A 17,037-nucleotide genomic window follows, 5' to 3' on the forward strand; every position below is an offset into this window, starting at 1 on the left:
TGTACTGCCTAATTAAGCTTAAATTTCATTAAATCAAAGCTCTGCCGAATCTGCGGCGGGATTATCGTACAAGCTTGAGTCAATGGCGGGTTCTACTGGCGTGTCTGCGGCTTGTGGTACAGGTGGGCGCATTGAATCGAGTTTACCCCGTGCGAGTTCCATCATAGGTGCAAGTTTGGCGCTGGATTCTGGGGTAAAAAAACTGTAGCTCACATCGAGTTTTAGCTGATGGTTTTGTTGTTCTAGCTGCTTTTCTACTCGCTTCATAATATGTAGAACATCCCGTTCACCATCCACAAAGGCCAGTACCACAAATTGAGTGCTGTTGTAATGGGCGGCAACGTCAGCGGTTCTTATCGTATCTTGGATTAACTTGCCTAACAGTCTGTGGTGATTATTTTCGAGTGGTATTGGAGTGTTATCCGTGCTCAGTAATTCAAAGAAGATGATACCTGCATGGGCGCCAAAGCGGCGGCCTAAATTGAGCTGTCTTGGCGCCATCATCAAGAAGCCGTAATGGTTGAGCATGCCCGTTTCTTGATCGCGCATCGAAAGGGATTCAATTCTATGGTTCTGACACAGAAGGGATAATTCCTGTTGCAGTAAAATCTGAAATGGTTCGAGCATAGCGGCATTGACTAGTGGCTCTGTTATATGCGGGTTGAGTACACACAGGGCACCAAATTGGCTACCATCCGGCCAAGCGATAGGACGTGAGAGAATATGCTGAATACCATCAAAATCCCTTGGTAAATCTTCTAACATAAAGCTGCCGAGGTTTTGATATAAACCATCAGGTTGGCTGTTTTGTATCTGTTTGAAGAGTTCGAGTGCTGGTGGATATAAAGTGCCCGCGGTAAATTGTGGTGTTTCAGTGATTGAACTGACGATGATCTCAAACCCTGCACTGATTTTTTGGAATATGAAAACCGTGTTGGCGTTGTAATAGCTTTTGATGAGCTCACATTGGTGCATCCAGCGTGTGAGATTCACTTGTTGATTATCGGTATCAAGTAAACTCAAGTTGGGATTAATGGTTTCTGGCAACATACAAACGCCTAGCTATGGCTAAATATCCATTAAGTTTGGGAAATAAAAGGATATTTAGCAAATCAAAGCCCTAAATATTGCCTCGTTCTTGCTGTGCCTATTAACCCAACCGAGTATACTGACGGCCTTAAATTGGGCCCAAAGCCGAAATAATGCTGTGAGAACACTGTGAAAATTAGACTAGCCTTACCTCAAGATGTTGATTTATTAGCGATGCTAGAGAAAAAACATCTTAATGATGAATTAGCTTCCGCCAGTATAGGGTTACAAGGGCAAGCTTTTTCCCACGGTGAACTGAGCGAATTAGTGTTGCACCATTGGGTCGTGGTGGCGCAGGTTGAGCAGCAGATCGTCGGTTATGTGATTGCCGGCCGCTGGGGATTTTTCGAACATTGGCCCATTTACCGCACTTTGTTGAATCGTTTAGGGCAACTCGATTGGGATGGACCTAAATTAACTAAGGTCAATTCTTGCCAATACGGGCCGATATGGGTGCAGCAAGCCTACCGTGGGCAAGGGATTTTCGAGGCATTAGTCTGTGAAATTCGTCGCCAACTTGCTCCGCATTTTAGCTATATGTTGACCTTTATTGCCGAAGATAATGAACGTTCCTTTGCCGCTCACTCGGGTAAAGCGCACATGCAGGTTGTGGATTTTTTCACCGTTTCGGCAAGAGATTATTATTTAATGGCGGCAAAGACCCAAGCTTAGTTGTTCAACGATAAGAATTAAGGGTTAAATCTCTACTGATATCAATAACGGAGATAAATACATGCGTGTGCAATTTGTTGAGTCATTATTAACGACTTATGCCAAGGTCAATTTATCGGCTTGGGACAGCTTGAGGTTAGTCTTATCAGAATGCGCTCACCATGAGTATGAGGCGAGGGGATTTGAAGTCGAGTTTTTATCTGACTTAGGTGCATTGCAACATTATTGGGTACAAGTGGGAGATATTTGGCTCGATTGTGGCCGAATCAATGCCTATTCGACGGTGATTACGCGACTGACCGATAAGGAACTTAGCCGTGTAAACTCCAAGAGCGCGTTAGAATGCGCTATTTTATCCCAAGAGCAGATTGGTCTACTGTGCATGCAAAACGCCCATTTCGACCATTGCTAAGTGCGCTTATTCTGCCTCAACCACCTTTTTGATCAATACTTCTTCATCAGAAAGATGCGCTGAGGGGTAGTGGTGACTGTGCCTATGATCTCAAACCCTTGTTTTTCATAAAATACAGGGGCTTGAATCGATAAGGTATCCACTTGAGCTACCAAGCAACCCCGTTGTTTCGCCTCTGCTTCAGCAAGCGCCATCAGTTTACGCCCAAGCCCTGTGCCTTTGGTTTGGTCATCAACCCAGACAACATTGATTAAGAAGTTTTTATAGATAGTTCGGCCACCCACACCACCAATCAACTTGCCAGCTTCATCACGTGCAATGACAGTCAAAGGTACTGATTTCTCTGGTCCTAAGAGCCCAGCATTATATTGCCGAACGCCGTCTACCAGCGCATCCACAATCGCGGTATTTTCTTCACTCATAACTTCAAATTTCATGTCAAAAACTCTTTCTTGAATGTGATTACTTTACAAAACGTAAATGTTATGTCTGTTGCATTCAACTTTTGATTGATCTCACTAATGTTAATCATTATCATTCGCGAAATCATTTATAGGTTACATTTGTAAACTAAGTTTACTAAACAGGAGAGGTTTATGTTATTTCGTCAAACTTGCTTGGCAGTTGCCATTACCGCTGTATTTGCGGGTAATTTTGTCCAAGCCGAAGAGGCTCCCGACAGAAAAATGGAAGTTATGGTTGTTACTGCCTCTGGATATGAACAGAAATTGGTTGATGCACCTGCCAGTATTTCTGTTATCACCCAAGAAGATTTGATGATAAAACCTTATACCACTCTCCTAGATGCAGTGCGTGACTTGGAAGGGGTTGATATTGGTGAAACCCGTGATAAAACAGGGCAAGGTACCATCAGTCTACGCGGTATGGGATCTGACTATACCTTAATCCTTGTCGATGGTAAGCGTCAGAATAACCATGGTGATATTTATCCAAACAGTTTTGGTGGCAATCAATTTGGTCATGTACCACCACTTGATGCTATTGATCGAATTGAAGTTATTCGTGGGCCAGCATCAACGTTATACGGTGCAGATGCTCTAGGTGGTGTGGTGAACATCATCACTAAAAAAGTGGGCGACGAATGGTCTGGCTCTATCACTCACAGCCGAACTCATCAAACCAATGATGCCTATGGTGAAGATATCACTACCGATTTCAGCGTGATGGGTCCCCTCATTAAAGGCGTTCTTGGGTTATCGATTCATGGCAGTATTTATGATCGAATGGGGTCTACACCAGAGTATGCACCAGTAGATTATCCCAATGGAGAAGTACGCACTCGTTCACTCGGTTTTGGTGGTGGCGGTAAAACCGTCGATAACGAAAATCATATGTTAGGTGGGAGTTTAAGTTGGACACTAAATGAACATCACAAAATTTGGTTTGATTTAGATTCCTCATCTCAAGATTATGATAATACACCACTGATCAATGATAACGGTGAACGAGAGTATCCGCTTGGTACTGTTGATAATATCGATAGTCTCTGGATTGCCAGTAACTTCTGCAAAGGCGGCGTAGGTTCCCGTGAGGCTGCTTGTCTAGCCAGCGGTGGTGAATGGGCAAGACGATCAAATCCGCGAGCGGGTTACAGCGAGACTCAAAAATTTACCCGTGATGCTTGGGCATTAACCCATGAAGGTGCTTGGGATTTTGGTACAAGCTTTGTGTCACTATCCTATGTAGACACACAAAATAATGGCCGCACACTGCCATTTACCACTGCTGAACGAGTATTACTACTGCAGATGATTGATGGTAAAGGGGATTACACCGGCATGACTGAAGCCGAACGTAAAGCGATTGCTGAATCCACTTTCCTGCCTAGACCTAAACGCGAAATGGCAAGTAATCAATATACGCTTGATATGAAACTCGATATTCCATTTGAAGCTGCAGGAAATCATGTCGCAGTGACGGGTGCGCAGGTGATTCGTGGTGAGTTGAAAGACGGTGTATTTGGTATGGAAGAAGGTACGCCGGGCGCAGTACAAGAACATAATATGTGGTCTGTTTTTGCTGAAGATACATGGAGCATGACTTCTGATTTATCTGTTACTGCGGGTTTACGTCATGATGATCATGAAATATTTGGCAACCAACTCAGCCCACGTCTATACGGTGTTTACACCATTAATAATGAGTGGACTGTAAAGGGTGGGGTGAGCACAGGCTTTAAAACACCTAAAACCACACAATTGTATGATGGTGTCGTTGGCTTTGGTGGCCAAGGAACCTCACCGCAATTTGGTAACCCAGATCTCGAAGCTGAAACCAGTGTGTCCAGCGAAGTCGCCCTGTATTGGTCTCATCCAGATGGCCATAATTTTAACGCCACTATCTTTAAAAATGACTTTGACGATAAGATTGCTTCACAACCCTGTGGTAAAGGTACGAGCATAGAATGTTCCGATGCGGGTGAATATGCTGATTTAGGTTATGCAGTCAGTAGCAAAACAGTCAACATAGATAAAGTTACTATTCAAGGTGCTGAGCTCGCGGGACGTTGGGAAATTCTAGATGCCTTAACGTTAAATGCTAATTATACCTACACAGATAGCGAGCAGAAAAGCGGTGCAGAGCAAGGCCGTCCACTCGGCAACAGTGCCAAGCATATGGCAAACGCGACATTAAAATGGGAGTTGACCGACTCATTTAACGTATTCTTGACCTCAGAATACCGTGCTAAACGTTATCGCTCTTGGGATATCATTAATGATGCTGCACTTTACTATAAGGGTTATAACGTGTTCCATCTTGGTGGTTCTTATCAGGCGAGTGAGTTTGTCACCTTCAACATGCGAGTAAATAACTTGTTTGATAAAGATTTTACTACATACGATATTGTCTTCACCGAATGTAGTGACACTAGCACCACTTGTGTCTCTGACGACAATGGCCAAAACGGATACACAGCATCTTACGTTGATGATTTTAATAACAAAGATAAGGCCCGTAACTTCTGGGTTGGTATGAATGTACGTTTCTAAACGAATACCCTGTGCATTAGCCATTATTTGATATTCATGGGCGATAGATAAAACTGAGAGTTACCCGTTTGATAAAGGTATCCACTATCAATTAAACAATAGGGTAACTCTCATTACTCATTACTCATTACTCATTACTCATTACTCATTACTCAGTGCACCTGCACTGTGCTGGTGAGTCCGCACTATCGAGCCATCAATAAAGACCCATTCCGTGTCGGCCATTTTCACTAAAGCTTTGAGTAAATAGGCCTGAATGTCTTTTTAGATCATAAATAAAACCGTCTAAAGACCGTACTCCAATGGTCCAACTCTTTGGGTAAATCTTGCTAAGGGGGGCCTGCTAGAAGGCGGTAAAGAATGCCTTCGAATGTTTGTCTATGTTCAGGTTTATCATAAACACGGCCTGTGCTTTTCATTAAAGGAAATAGTGTTTCCCAGCGTGCATTGGTTAGCATCAGTATTGGCATGCTGTCTAAAAATTATCCTCGAAAGCTCAATAGACCCTAGATGAAGTCAGAAAAATCAAAGGTGCTAGCGTATAAGCCTAAAGAATCAGCCATTGCCCGTTTGGGTAAGTACCAATATAACCAAAGGGGATTCTTCCACAGAGATACCAAGATAGGCGTTCACTCGTAAAGGCTGAAAGTTTAACGTCAGCTAGGAGCAGTGTTGCGAGCGTATCAGCGTCATCGGATGTCAGCGCGCATATTTCTGCAACGGGAATAATTTTCCAAGTGGAGAGGTAAGCTGACTTAGAAATTTCATCGACTTCGCTGTCAGAAATCCAAGCATGCACATCATTTACTACTGCCTTTGTTTTTAACGAATTTGCCAAGTCATGATCAGTTACACACAGGCTTTCATATTGGATTTCGTAAGGTGTTTCAAAAAAGGCTTCAGGATCGGATTCAAGAAAAGCGGCGATCTCCTCTAATGTGCCGTATGTCTTTGCTGTTTCCTCTGGCAGACCTACGTTGGCTGCCCATGTACAAGATTGAAGTTGCTGTAATAAGATGGCGTTATCGGTCATGGGGTCTGTGCACTCTAATGGTCTGTGTATATGCTGCTTTTATTTTGCCATATTTGTAATCTAACTAAATGTCAGACATAAAAAAACCGCTGGGTAGCGGTTTTTCATGGGTCTTAAGTGTAAAAATTGAAATGAATTAAGACTATAGACCCGCGTCAGCGCGCAATATTTCGGCTTTATCAGTCGCTTCCCATGGGAATTCGCTGCGACCAAAGTGGCCATAAGCGGCGGTCGCTTGATAAATTGGACGTGCTAAATCTAGCATGGCCGTTAAACCGTATGGGCGCAGTTCAAAGTGTTGACGTACTAACTTGATCAGCACTTCTTCAGACACTTTACCGGTACCGAAGGTCTCGATGCTGATAGAGGTCGGCTCTGCCACACCAATAGCGTAAGACACTTGGATTTCACAGCGATCAGCAAGACCAGCTGCAACTATGTTTTTTGCCACATAACGGGCAGCATATGCCGCGCTACGGTCCACTTTTGATGGATCTTTACCAGAGAATGCGCCACCACCATGACGGGCCATGCCGCCGTAAGTGTCAACGATGATCTTACGACCCGTTAAGCCGCAATCACCTACTGGACCACCGATAACAAAACGGCCAGTTGGGTTGATAAAGAACTTAGTCTCTTTGTTTAACCATTGAGCCGGTAATACTGGCTTAATGATGGTTTCCATCACGCCTTCAATTAAGTCGGCTTGTGAAACGTCATCTCTGTGCTGAGTCGATAACACAACTGCATCGATACCGACAATTTTGCCATCATCATAGGCAAAAGTGACTTGGCTTTTCGCATCTGGGCGTAACCAAGGTAGCGTGCCATTTTTACGCACTTCAGACTGACGTTTCACTAATGCGTGAGCATAGGTGATAGGTGCAGGCATCAGAATGTCGGTTTCGTTGTTAGCATAGCCAAACATTAACCCTTGATCGCCAGCACCTTGCTCTGCAGGGTCTGCGCGGTCTACACCTTGATTAATGTCGGGTGATTGCTTACCAATGGCGTTTAATACAGCGCACGAGTCTGCATCAAACCCCATATCTGAATGGGTATAACCAATTTCACGCACCGTTTTACGGGTGATTTCTTCAATATCAACCCAGGCAGAGGTAGTGACTTCACCACCTACTAATACCATGCCGGTTTTGACATAAGTTTCACACGCTACGCGTGCTTTTGGATCTTGAGCCAGAATTGCATCTAGCACAGCATCAGAAATCTGATCTGCAATCTTATCGGGATGACCTTCTGAGACCGACTCAGAAGTAAACAAGTGCTTTGCCATAGTAGGAAAATCTCGTCGTTAGCATTCAAACGTGTAGAAGCATCTACATCTAGACGGCTATTTTAGTTTAAATCCGATTGCCGATCACCCCCGATAATAAAAAATCCTCTCAGATTGTGACCTGAAAACGACTACGCTCTGTCATAAATAGGTTATTTTGCTTATATTTCATAGTATTAAGTTTACTATATTTTTGAGAAATTTATTTCTCCATTATAAGTGATCCTTGCTATGCCCTCTCAAGTAAACGCGAGCAAAGTGACTTGCTTATTTCTGCGACTTATATACTCAAGCAACCTGAATCCTGCATCTTCAGGTTGTTTGGGTACATATTCGCCCATCTTTTGCTGAGTGAATGGCAATTTTAGTTTGCGTCACACTGGCATGTAGGGGAAAATATGCATCCAAATTGCCCGCTAGACCCCACAAACAAGCAGGAGAGAGCATGTCTTCCCGTAAAGTACTCGCAAACGCAATCCGTGCGTTAAGTATGGATGCAGTTCAAAAAGCAAATTCAGGCCATCCCGGCGCCCCAATGGGTATGGCAGATATTGCTGAAGTGCTGTGGAATGATTTCCTTAAGCACAACCCGAACAATCCGAAATGGGTAGATAGAGATCGTTTTATCCTCTCTAACGGTCACGGTTCAATGCTGATTTACTCTTTACTTCACCTGACTGGTTATGAATTACCAATTGAAGAGCTAAAACAGTTCCGTCAATTGCATTCTAAAACCCCGGGTCACCCAGAATACGGTTACACCCCAGGTGTTGAAACCACAACGGGTCCACTCGGTGCGGGCATCAGCAACGCTGTCGGTATGGCGATTGCTGAGAAAACCTTAGCGGCACAGTTTAACCGTGATGGTCACGATATCGTTGATCACTACACTTACTGTTTCCTCGGCGATGGCTGTTTGATGGAAGGTATTTCCCACGAAGCCTGTTCATTAGCCGGTACTTTAGGCTTAGGTAAACTGGTCGCATTTTGGGATGATAACGGTATTTCTATCGATGGCCATGTTGAAGGCTGGTTCACCGATGATACGCCAAAACGTTTTGAAGCTTACGGCTGGCATGTGATTGCCGGTGTCGACGGTCACGATAGCGCGGCAATCCGTGCTGCTATCGAAGCGGCTAAAGCCGTTACCGATAAACCAACAATGATTTGCTGCAAAACCATTATCGGTTTTGGTTCACCCAACAAATCTGGCAGCCACGATTGTCACGGCGCGCCACTAGGCGATGCAGAAATCGCAGCCGCCCGTGAATTCCTTGGCTGGCCACATGCGCCATTCGAAATCCCTGCTGATGTTTATGCCGGTTGGGATGCCAAAGAAGCCGGTGCTGCCCGTGAAGCGGCGTGGAACGAGAAGTTTGCAGCATATCGCGCTGCTCACCCAGAACTGGCTGCTGAATATGAGCGTCGCGTTCTAAAAGGTGAATTACCGGCTGATTTCGAAGAAAAAGCGCAGGCATTCGTACAAGCATCACAAGACAAAGCCGAAGGCATTGCGAGCCGTAAAGCCTCACAAAATGCTATTGGTGCATTTGGCGCTATGTTGCCTGAACTGTTAGGCGGCTCTGCTGACTTAGCGGGTTCTAACTTGACACTGTGGTCAGGTTCTAAAGGTATTCAAGACGACCCAGCTGGTAACTACATTTACTACGGCGTGCGTGAATTCGGCATGAGTGGCATTATGAACGGTGCTTCGCTGCATGGTGGTTTCATCAATTACGGCGCAACGTTCATGATGTTCATGGAATATGCTCGTAACGCAGTACGTATGTCGGCGCTGATGGGCATTCAAAACATCTTCGTTTATACCCATGACTCTATCGGTCAAGGTGAAGATGGTCCAACGCATCAGCCAGTTGAGCAATTAGCTAACCTGCGTATGACGCCAAATATGGCCGTATGGCGTCCATGTGATGCGGCAGAAACGGCAGTTTCTTGGAAAGCTGCGATTGAGCGCCGTAATGCACCTACGTCACTGATCTTCAGCCGTCAAAACCTGAAAGCGCAAGCGCGTACCGCTGAGCAATTAGCTAATGTGGCTAAAGGTGCTTATGTACTGCAAGACTGTGCGGGTACACCAGAACTGATCCTGATCGCAACTGGTAGCGAAGTACAATTGGCAATGGATGCAGCTGCTGCACTGACTGAGCAAGGTAAACACGTTCGCGTCGTCTCTATGCCATCGACAACTGAGTTCGATAAGCAAGATGCCGCGTATAAAGAATCTGTATTACCACGTGCTGTGACTAAACGTGTGGCTATCGAAGCGGCGCATACCGATTTCTGGTACAAGTACGTCGGGTTTGAAGGCACAGTTGTGGGCATGACCACATTTGGTGAGTCTGCACCGGGTAACGTGCTATTGAATCACTTCGGTTTCACCGTTGAAAATGTGCTGAATGCTGCAAAATCATTGGGCTAATGGCTCAAGGGATTAGATTCAATACAAAAGGTTAAACTTTTTAAGTGTTAATCTGTATAATGCGGCCTGCAATCGTTTGCAGGCCGTTTTTGTATTAAGAGGAAATTGAGACCTCAATGATCCGAGTCGCTATCAATGGTTATGGCCGTATCGGCCGCTCTATTCTCCGAGCTTTATATGAGTCTGGAAAACGGCAGCAAATGCAGATTGTCGCGATTAATGAATTAGCTAAACCTGAAGCCATTATTCATCTGACCCAGTACGACACCACCCACGGTCGGTTTGCGCACAAAGTGAAGCTTGTTGATGATCATATGCTGATTGGCGACGATGCGATAAAAATCCTCCACGAGCCTGATCCGGCAAAACTCCCTTGGCACGAGATGGACATAGATATTGTCTATGAAGCCACAGGCGTATTAGTCGATCGTCAAAGCTGCGAAGCCCATATTCATGCTGGCGCTAAACAAGTGCTGATAAGTCATCCATCCTCAGCCGATGTCGATGGCACGATTGTCTATGGGGTGAACCACGATTTACTCCGCGCCGAACACACTGTGGTTTCCAACGCTTCTTGCACCACAAACTGTATCGTGCCTGTGATCGACGTACTCGATCGCCACTTCGGCGTTAAAAGCGGTGCCATTACTACTATCCATTCGGCAATGAACGATCAGCAAGTGATTGATGCTTATCATGATGATTTGCGTCGTACCCGCGCCGCGGGCCAATCGATTATCCCAGTAGACACTAAGCTTGCCCGCGGCATTGAGCGGATCTTGCCGCACATGAAAAATAAGTTTGAAGCGATTTCGGTGCGCGTGCCCACCATTAACGTGACCGCCATCGATTTGTCCGTGACCTTAGAAAAAACCGTCGATATTGCCACAGTCAATCAGGTGCTGGAATCAGCCGCCAATGGGCGATTTAACGGCATCTTAGGCTATACTGATGAGCCCTTAGTCTCATGTGATTTCAACCATGATCCGCGCTCCAGTATTGTCGATGGTACCCAGACCCGCGTGAGCGCCGGTCAGTTGGTGAAGTTACTCCTGTGGTGCGATAACGAGTGGGGTTTTGCCAATCGTATGTTAGATACGAGTTTGGCGATGATCGCGGCCAAGCGAGGCTGATAAAAGTAGATTATTCACTTGTGGGTTACTGAATTTATGCCAATTCGACGGGATGTCGAGCGCCGAGCGGCAGTCAATTCATACCGGCTATAGTGTGAAACAGTTTGTTTTTTGATTATAAAAGGAAGCGTTACCATGGCAATTATCAATATGTCAGATCTGGATCTACAAGGTAAGCGCGTGCTTATCCGCGAAGATCTCAATGTCCCTGTCAGCAACGGCGTCGTCACCAGTGACGCACGTCTGCGCGCCTCTCTACCGACTATCGAGTTGGCCCTTGAAAAAGGTGCGGCTGTGATGGTGATGTCGCATTTAGGTCGTCCGACCGAAGGTGAATACAATGCTGAATATTCTATGCAACCTGTGGTCGATTATTTGGCAAAAGCCCTGTCTTGTCCTGTGCGTTTAGCGACCGACTATTTAGATGGCGTTGACGTTGCCGTGGGTGAAGTGGTTGTGTTCGAAAACGTGCGTTTCAACGTGGGTGAAGGCAAGAACAACGAAGCCTTATCGAAAAAAATGGCGGCGCTGTGTGATGTCTATGTGATGGACGCCTTCGGTACAGCACATCGTGCCCAAGCATCGACCCATGGCGTGGGCATGTTTGCCCCAATCGCCTGTGCCGGTCCATTACTGGCACAAGAATTAGATGCCTTAGGCAAGGCATTAGATAATCCTGCGCGTCCTATGGTGGCGATTGTCGGTGGCTCTAAAGTGTCGACTAAGCTGACCGTGCTAGAAAGTCTTTCAGGCATAGTCGATCAGTTAGTGGTTGGCGGCGGTATTGCCAATACTTTCATTGCGGCGGCGGGCTACAATGTCGGTAAATCGCTGTATGAAGCGGATTTGATCGACGAAGCTAAGCGTTTAGTGGCTAATGCTAAGAGCCGTGGCGCCGATATTCCTGTGCCGACCGATGTGGTCGTTGCGGGCGAGTTTAGCCCAACAGCAGCGGCAACGTTAAAATCGGTTAGCGAAGTCGCTGATGGTGAAATGATTTTCGATATTGGTCCAGATAGCGCTGAAGCACTGGCTAAAATCATCGAATCTGCTGGCACTATCGTGTGGAACGGCCCTGTGGGCGTGTTCGAATTCGACCAATTCGGTGAAGGTACTAAGCGTATCGCCCAAGCGATTGCTGATTCAAAAGCCTTTTCTATCGCAGGCGGTGGCGACACTTTAGCGGCAGTCGATAAGTACGGTATTGCCGATAAAGTGTCTTACATTTCGACTGGCGGCGGTGCTTTCCTCGAGTTTCTCGAAGGTAAAGAATTACCCGCTGTGGCTATGTTAGAAAAGCGCGGCGCTTAATCATTAAGTTTTAAAAACGCGGCGCATAAGACGCTGCGATAAGCTCTGATAACATCAAAGCTTTGATAAAAAGTAAAAAATTATAAAAAAACCGCCCGTATTCATCTAAGGTACTTAATTTAAGTTGTTTAATTAAGGTACAGAGTTGAATGCGGGTATAAAAATCCATCCAAACGATAGCGACCTCGGTGATAGATATCACCCTATTATTGGAGTTAAAAAATGGCGTTAATTTCCCTACGACAACTACTTGATCACGCAGCAGAACATGGATACGGTGTGCCTGCGTTTAACGTTAACAACTTAGAGCAGATGCGTGCCATTATGCAGGCCGCTGAAGCAACAGACAGCCCTGTGATAGTGCAAGCTTCTGCTGGCGCGCGTAAATACGCTCGCCCACAGTTCTTAAAATATTTGATGGCAGCGGCTCTTGAGCAGTACCCAGATATCCCTGTGTGTATTCACCAAGACCACGGTACCGATCCTGATATTTGTCAGCGTTCTATCCAATTAGGCATGTCATCAGTCATGATGGACGGCTCTTTGATGGCTGACGGCAAAACGCCTGCATCGTACGAGTACAACGTTGATGTTACCCGTCGTACAGTGGCATTTGCCCATGCGTGTGGTGTGTCAGTTGAAGGTGAAATCGGCTGTTTAGGCAGCTTAGAAACTGGCCAAGCTGGCGAAGAAGATGGTGTTGGTGCATCAGGTACTTTAAGTCACGATCAAATGCTGACTAGCCCTGAAGAAGCGGCGCGTTTCGTTGCCGATACCCATGTTGATGCACTCGCGATTGCTATCGGTACTAGCCATGGTGCATATAAGTTCAGTCGTAAACCGACGGGCGATGTACTGCGTATCGACCGCATCAAAGAAATTCATGCGCGTATTCCTAACACTCACTTAGTGATGCACGGTTCATCTTCTGTGCCACAAGAGTGGCTAAAGATCATCAACCAATATGGTGGTCAGATCCCAGAAACCTACGGTGTGCCATTAGAAGAAATCGTAGAAGGTATCAAACACGGTGTACGTAAAGTCAACATTGATACCGACTTACGTTTAGCATCAACGGGTGCCGTTCGTAAATTCTTAGCTGAACACCCAAGTGAATTTGATCCACGTAAATTCCTGAAAGCATCAATGGAAGCCATGGCCGATATCTGTACGGTTCGCTATGAAGCTTTCGGCTGTGCAGGTCAAGCATCTAAGATTAAGCCATTGTCTTTACAAGCAATGTATAAAGCGTATCAGTCTGGCGCGTTAGATCCTAAGATCAATATGTAAGCGTTATCGCTGAGATAAAAACCCGCTAAAGCGGGTTTTTTTATACTTAAAATAGCTGCAATTTTCATTTTTTAATCGTAAATGTTAATATCGCGCAGATTTTCAGGGGAAAATACTAACCCTTATTAATATGTGCTTATTCAGCATCGCTGGGACGAACAGATATTTATAGGGATTGGATTTAACGGAACAGGAACGGATAAACATGAAGAAAGTACTGACCGCAGCACTATTAATGACTGCACCTTTTATGGCGACAGCTGGGGCCGATTTTGTAAAAGGCGATGAGACATTCGCAGGTGAAGCTGAGCTTGGTGCAACCTTAACCACAGGTAACACTGAAACCTCATCATTCAAAGGACGTTTAAATCTTAAGCATGAGCTTGGCGATTGGGAGAATCAGTACTTACTCGAAGGTTTATATAAAGAGGATACAGGTTCTGTTACCGCGAAACGCTATTTAGCGGGTGCACAAGGTAACTACAAGATGACAGATCGTAGCTACTTGTTTGCTAACGGTAATTATGAAGTCGATCCTTTCACCGGTTATGATTACACGCTATCTGGCGCCGCGGGTTATGGTTATAGATTCTATGATACTAACAAGACCTTTTTAGATGTCGAAGTCGGTCCAGGTTATATCTATCAGCGTCTTGATACAGAGCAAGCACTTATCGAAGGCCATGACACCAATGACAGCGTCGTCGCTCATGGCGTGATCAACTTTGAAACCGAAATCACTGACACCTCTAAATTCCAACAACGTTTCGTTGCCGATTACGGTGATAAGCTCGATGCCCGTTCTGAAACTTCGTTAACGGCGAATATTATCGGCGCATTAGCAATGAAGTTTGCCATTATTGTGCGTTACAACAGCGAGCCGTTGGACAATAAGAAAAGTACAGATACAGAAACCAATATGACCTTGTTATATTCCTTCTAAAGCTGTGACGCTGATTAGAAACTAAAAAGCACCTTTGAGGTGCTTTTTTATTGGCTCTTTTTAGACTAAGTTAAATGTTTCTTTATTAGTTATCGCTGTAGTTATACAAAAATTAATGTTTTAAACGCCTTTGGTTATAGGGTAATGCATAGAAAGTTGCGTTTTATCAACATTTACTATGCCGAAGCTATGGTAATTTTCGACTAATTTCCTACGTAGAGATGAACTTTAATGAAATTACAGCGGTTGTTTAAAGGCAGTGGAATGGCGTTATGGAGTCTATTCTGCGTTGCAATATTGAGCGGATTCTCACCTGCAGCATGGGCTATGACAGAAGGGATAGAACGGCTTAATTTAACCGCCTCGAGTGTGGGTTATGTTGCCGTCTTTGTGTTTGTACTTGCATACATAATGGTGATGGCTGAGGAGTCGTTACATTTACGCAAGTCGAAACCTGTGCTGGTCGCGGCAGGGATTATCTGGGGCATGATAGGTTTTGTGTATGTACAAAATGGTATGTCTGAAGTGTCGGAAGCGGCATTCAAACATAACTTGCTTGAATATGCGGAGCTTCTACTCTTCTTACTCGTGGCGATGACTTATATCAATGCTATGGAAGAGCGAAATTTGTTTGATGCCATTCGTGGTTGGCTTGTCGGCCGTGGGTTTAGTCTAAGAACCGTATTTTGGTTGACGGGGTTTATGGCGTTCTTTATCTCACCCGTGGCAGATAATTTAACGACTGCGCTATTGATGTGTGCCGTGGTGATGAAGGTGGGGGCAGGGCAACGCAAGTTTATCACCCTAGCCTGTATCAACATTGTTGTTGCGGCTAATGCGGGTGGCGCGTTTAGCCCGTTTGGTGATATCACGACCTTAATGGTGTGGCAAAAAGGATTAGTGCACTTTAGCGATTTCTTCCATCTGTTTATTCCTGCTTTAGTGAACTTTGCATTACCCGCTGCCATTATGAGTGTGTTTATCCCACATTTCGTGCCAGAGCCAGAAAAAGAGCATGTTTATACTAAGCCGGGTGCTAAGCGAATTGTTGCGTTGTTTTTACTCACAATCGCTACGGCAGTGTGTGCTCATTCCTTCTTAGGTATGCCACCTGTATTGGGTATGATGACGGGATTAGGTTTCTTACAATTCTTTGGTTTTTATCTGCGCAAAACCTTCAATCGTTCCGTTGCCCGCGAACGTGCAAAGGCTGAATTGCGTCAGGACGAGCAGCGTCTTCAGCAGCTTGGTAGTGTGGTGCCCTTCGATGTGTTTAGCAGGATCTCCCGCGCTGAATGGGATACCCTGTTGTTCTTTTATGGTGTAGTGCTATGTGTGGGTGGCCTTGGCTTTATGGGGTACTTGAGCTTAGTATCTGAGGCTTTGTATTCCAATTGGGATACGACCTATGCCAACGTGGCTATCGGTCTGTTGTCTTCGGTTGTTGATAATATTCCGGTGATGTTTGCTGTGTTGACGATGAACCCTGAGATGGCCTTAGGCCAATGGTTACTGGTAACGTTAACCGCAGGAGTTGGGGGCAGTTTATTGTCAATTGGCAGTGCTGCAGGGGTCGCGTTAATGGGACAAGCTAGGGGGATTTACACCTTTGGTGCCCATTTGCGTTGGACACCTGTCATTGCGCTGGGTTATATCGCGAGCATTTTAGTACATATGTGGCTCAATGCTGCGATGTTCTAAATAAAAGTACTGCTCATTCATCTTTTGGGCTGTATTGACGTTTGTGAGTCGTTTTGTAGCGAATTATTTAGCGAACAACATCGATCTAACAAAATTCAATCGCATAACGTCTAGATATCAATGAATAAAATAGAGGCATCCGATGGATGCCTCTATTTGTTTGGATATGTCATTGGAAGGATTATTGCGGTAGCACTTGAATTAAATCCAGCTCGTTATTGGCTTTTGCGCCGTAGATCTGAATCGCGACTTTAATTTGTGCCACTGAACCACTTGGATCCTGCTGAGCCCAATCTAAGCCTGCTATCTCAAATTGGTATTGACCGCTTGTGACTTCGGTTAATTTACCGCTGCATTCTCCAAGACTTTGGCAACGATAATTTTGGGTAACATGCCAGTGTTTCCATGCCTTCGGATTCGAGGATTCCTTGGCTTTGTCGGGGAACCCAAAATAGTAAATATCATAGGTTTTTGCCGCAGTGATCGCTTCTTGTTGCGCATCCGTCAGTGAAAATTGAATTGTCCCTGTACTCGAGTCAAATTGCTCAAGCTTGAGATTTATTTGCGTTGCTTCATCAATGTTTACTGCATTTTCGACGGGAGGTGGCTGCGTCGGCGGAGCTTCAGGCTCAGTGTTATTGTTGTCACTGCCACATCCTACGAGCATTAATGTCGCGAGGGTCAATGTGAGTAATGGGTATTTCATCA

Annotated in this window: 14 protein-coding genes and 1 pseudogene; 9 read left to right on the plus strand and 6 right to left on the minus strand. The window is 45.2% G+C overall.

What is annotated here, in order from left to right:
* Positions 1-33: 33 nt before the first annotated feature.
* A complete protein-coding gene (locus tag L5M49_RS05845) occupies positions 34-1,050 on the minus strand; it encodes a GGDEF domain-containing protein (protein ID WP_168824842.1) in 1,017 nt (338 codons plus the stop codon).
* 168 nt (positions 1,051-1,218) lie between these two features.
* Here L5M49_RS05845 and L5M49_RS05850 point away from each other — a divergent pair, with 168 nt between their 5' ends.
* A complete protein-coding gene (locus L5M49_RS05850; protein WP_263265628.1) occupies positions 1,219-1,761 on the plus strand; it encodes a GNAT family N-acetyltransferase in 543 nt (180 codons plus the stop codon).
* 61 nt (positions 1,762-1,822) lie between these two features.
* Positions 1,823-2,173 (plus strand): hypothetical protein, encoded by a 351-nt coding sequence (locus L5M49_RS05855; protein WP_263163798.1) that lies wholly within the window; start codon positions 1,823-1,825, stop codon positions 2,171-2,173.
* A gap of 32 nt (positions 2,174-2,205) precedes the next feature.
* Here L5M49_RS05855 and L5M49_RS05860 read toward each other — a convergent pair whose 3' ends face one another.
* Positions 2,206-2,610, minus strand: a complete 405-nt coding sequence (locus L5M49_RS05860; RefSeq protein WP_263265629.1) for a GNAT family N-acetyltransferase — start codon at positions 2,608-2,610, stop codon at positions 2,206-2,208.
* 159 nt (positions 2,611-2,769) lie between these two features.
* On the opposite strand from L5M49_RS05860, the gene L5M49_RS05865 reads away from it, so the two are divergent.
* Positions 2,770-5,184 carry a TonB-dependent receptor domain-containing protein gene (locus L5M49_RS05865; RefSeq protein WP_263236677.1) on the plus strand — a complete coding sequence of 805 codons (2,415 nt, stop codon included), beginning with the start codon at positions 2,770-2,772 and terminating at the stop codon, positions 5,182-5,184.
* A 144-nt stretch (positions 5,185-5,328) separates the two neighbouring features.
* Here L5M49_RS05865 and L5M49_RS05870 read toward each other — a convergent pair.
* The 3 genes and pseudogenes from L5M49_RS05870 to metK all read right to left on the minus strand — a co-directional run.
* Positions 5,329-5,654 (minus strand): annotated as a pseudogene (locus tag L5M49_RS05870) (transposase); the annotation flags it as partial.
* Between the two features lie 77 nt (positions 5,655-5,731).
* On the minus strand, positions 5,732-6,217 hold the full coding sequence (locus L5M49_RS05875; protein ID WP_263265630.1) for a hypothetical protein: 486 nt from the start codon (positions 6,215-6,217) through the stop codon (positions 5,732-5,734).
* A 142-nt stretch (positions 6,218-6,359) separates the two neighbouring features.
* Entirely contained in the window at positions 6,360-7,511 is a 1,152-nt protein-coding gene (gene metK / locus L5M49_RS05880; protein ID WP_263265631.1) for a methionine adenosyltransferase, read from the minus strand.
* Positions 7,512-7,956: 445 nt separating this feature from the next.
* On the opposite strand from metK, the gene tkt reads away from it, so the two are divergent.
* From tkt to nhaD, 6 genes are all read left to right on the plus strand, one after another.
* The gene (gene tkt, locus L5M49_RS05885) at positions 7,957-9,951 is read left to right on the plus strand and encodes a transketolase (protein WP_028761630.1); all 1,995 of its coding nucleotides are present in this window, start codon (positions 7,957-7,959) and stop codon (positions 9,949-9,951) included.
* A 116-nt stretch (positions 9,952-10,067) separates the two neighbouring features.
* Positions 10,068-11,084: an erythrose-4-phosphate dehydrogenase gene (epd, locus tag L5M49_RS05890; RefSeq protein WP_105250098.1), complete on the plus strand. Its 1,017-nt coding sequence runs from the start codon at positions 10,068-10,070 to the stop codon at positions 11,082-11,084.
* Between the two features lie 135 nt (positions 11,085-11,219).
* On the plus strand, positions 11,220-12,395 hold the full coding sequence (locus L5M49_RS05895) for a phosphoglycerate kinase (RefSeq protein WP_168824858.1): 1,176 nt from the start codon (positions 11,220-11,222) through the stop codon (positions 12,393-12,395).
* Positions 12,396-12,617: 222 nt separating this feature from the next.
* Positions 12,618-13,685: a class II fructose-bisphosphate aldolase gene (fba, locus tag L5M49_RS05900; RefSeq protein WP_263265632.1), complete on the plus strand. Its 1,068-nt coding sequence runs from the start codon at positions 12,618-12,620 to the stop codon at positions 13,683-13,685.
* Between the two features lie 205 nt (positions 13,686-13,890).
* A complete protein-coding gene (locus tag L5M49_RS05905; RefSeq protein WP_263196716.1) occupies positions 13,891-14,628 on the plus strand; it encodes a YdiY family protein in 738 nt (245 codons plus the stop codon).
* A 231-nt stretch (positions 14,629-14,859) separates the two neighbouring features.
* The gene (gene nhaD, locus L5M49_RS05910; protein ID WP_173246601.1) at positions 14,860-16,329 is read left to right on the plus strand and encodes a sodium:proton antiporter NhaD; all 1,470 of its coding nucleotides are present in this window, start codon (positions 14,860-14,862) and stop codon (positions 16,327-16,329) included.
* 181 nt (positions 16,330-16,510) lie between these two features.
* Here nhaD and L5M49_RS05915 read toward each other — a convergent pair whose 3' ends face one another.
* The gene (locus L5M49_RS05915; RefSeq protein WP_263265633.1) at positions 16,511-17,035 is read right to left on the minus strand and encodes a hypothetical protein; all 525 of its coding nucleotides are present in this window, start codon (positions 17,033-17,035) and stop codon (positions 16,511-16,513) included.
* Positions 17,036-17,037 lie beyond the last annotated feature (2 nt).

Source organism: Shewanella sp. SM74, assembly GCF_025653725.1.
In the GTDB taxonomy this organism is placed as follows: domain Bacteria; phylum Pseudomonadota; class Gammaproteobacteria; order Enterobacterales; family Shewanellaceae; genus Shewanella; species Shewanella oncorhynchi.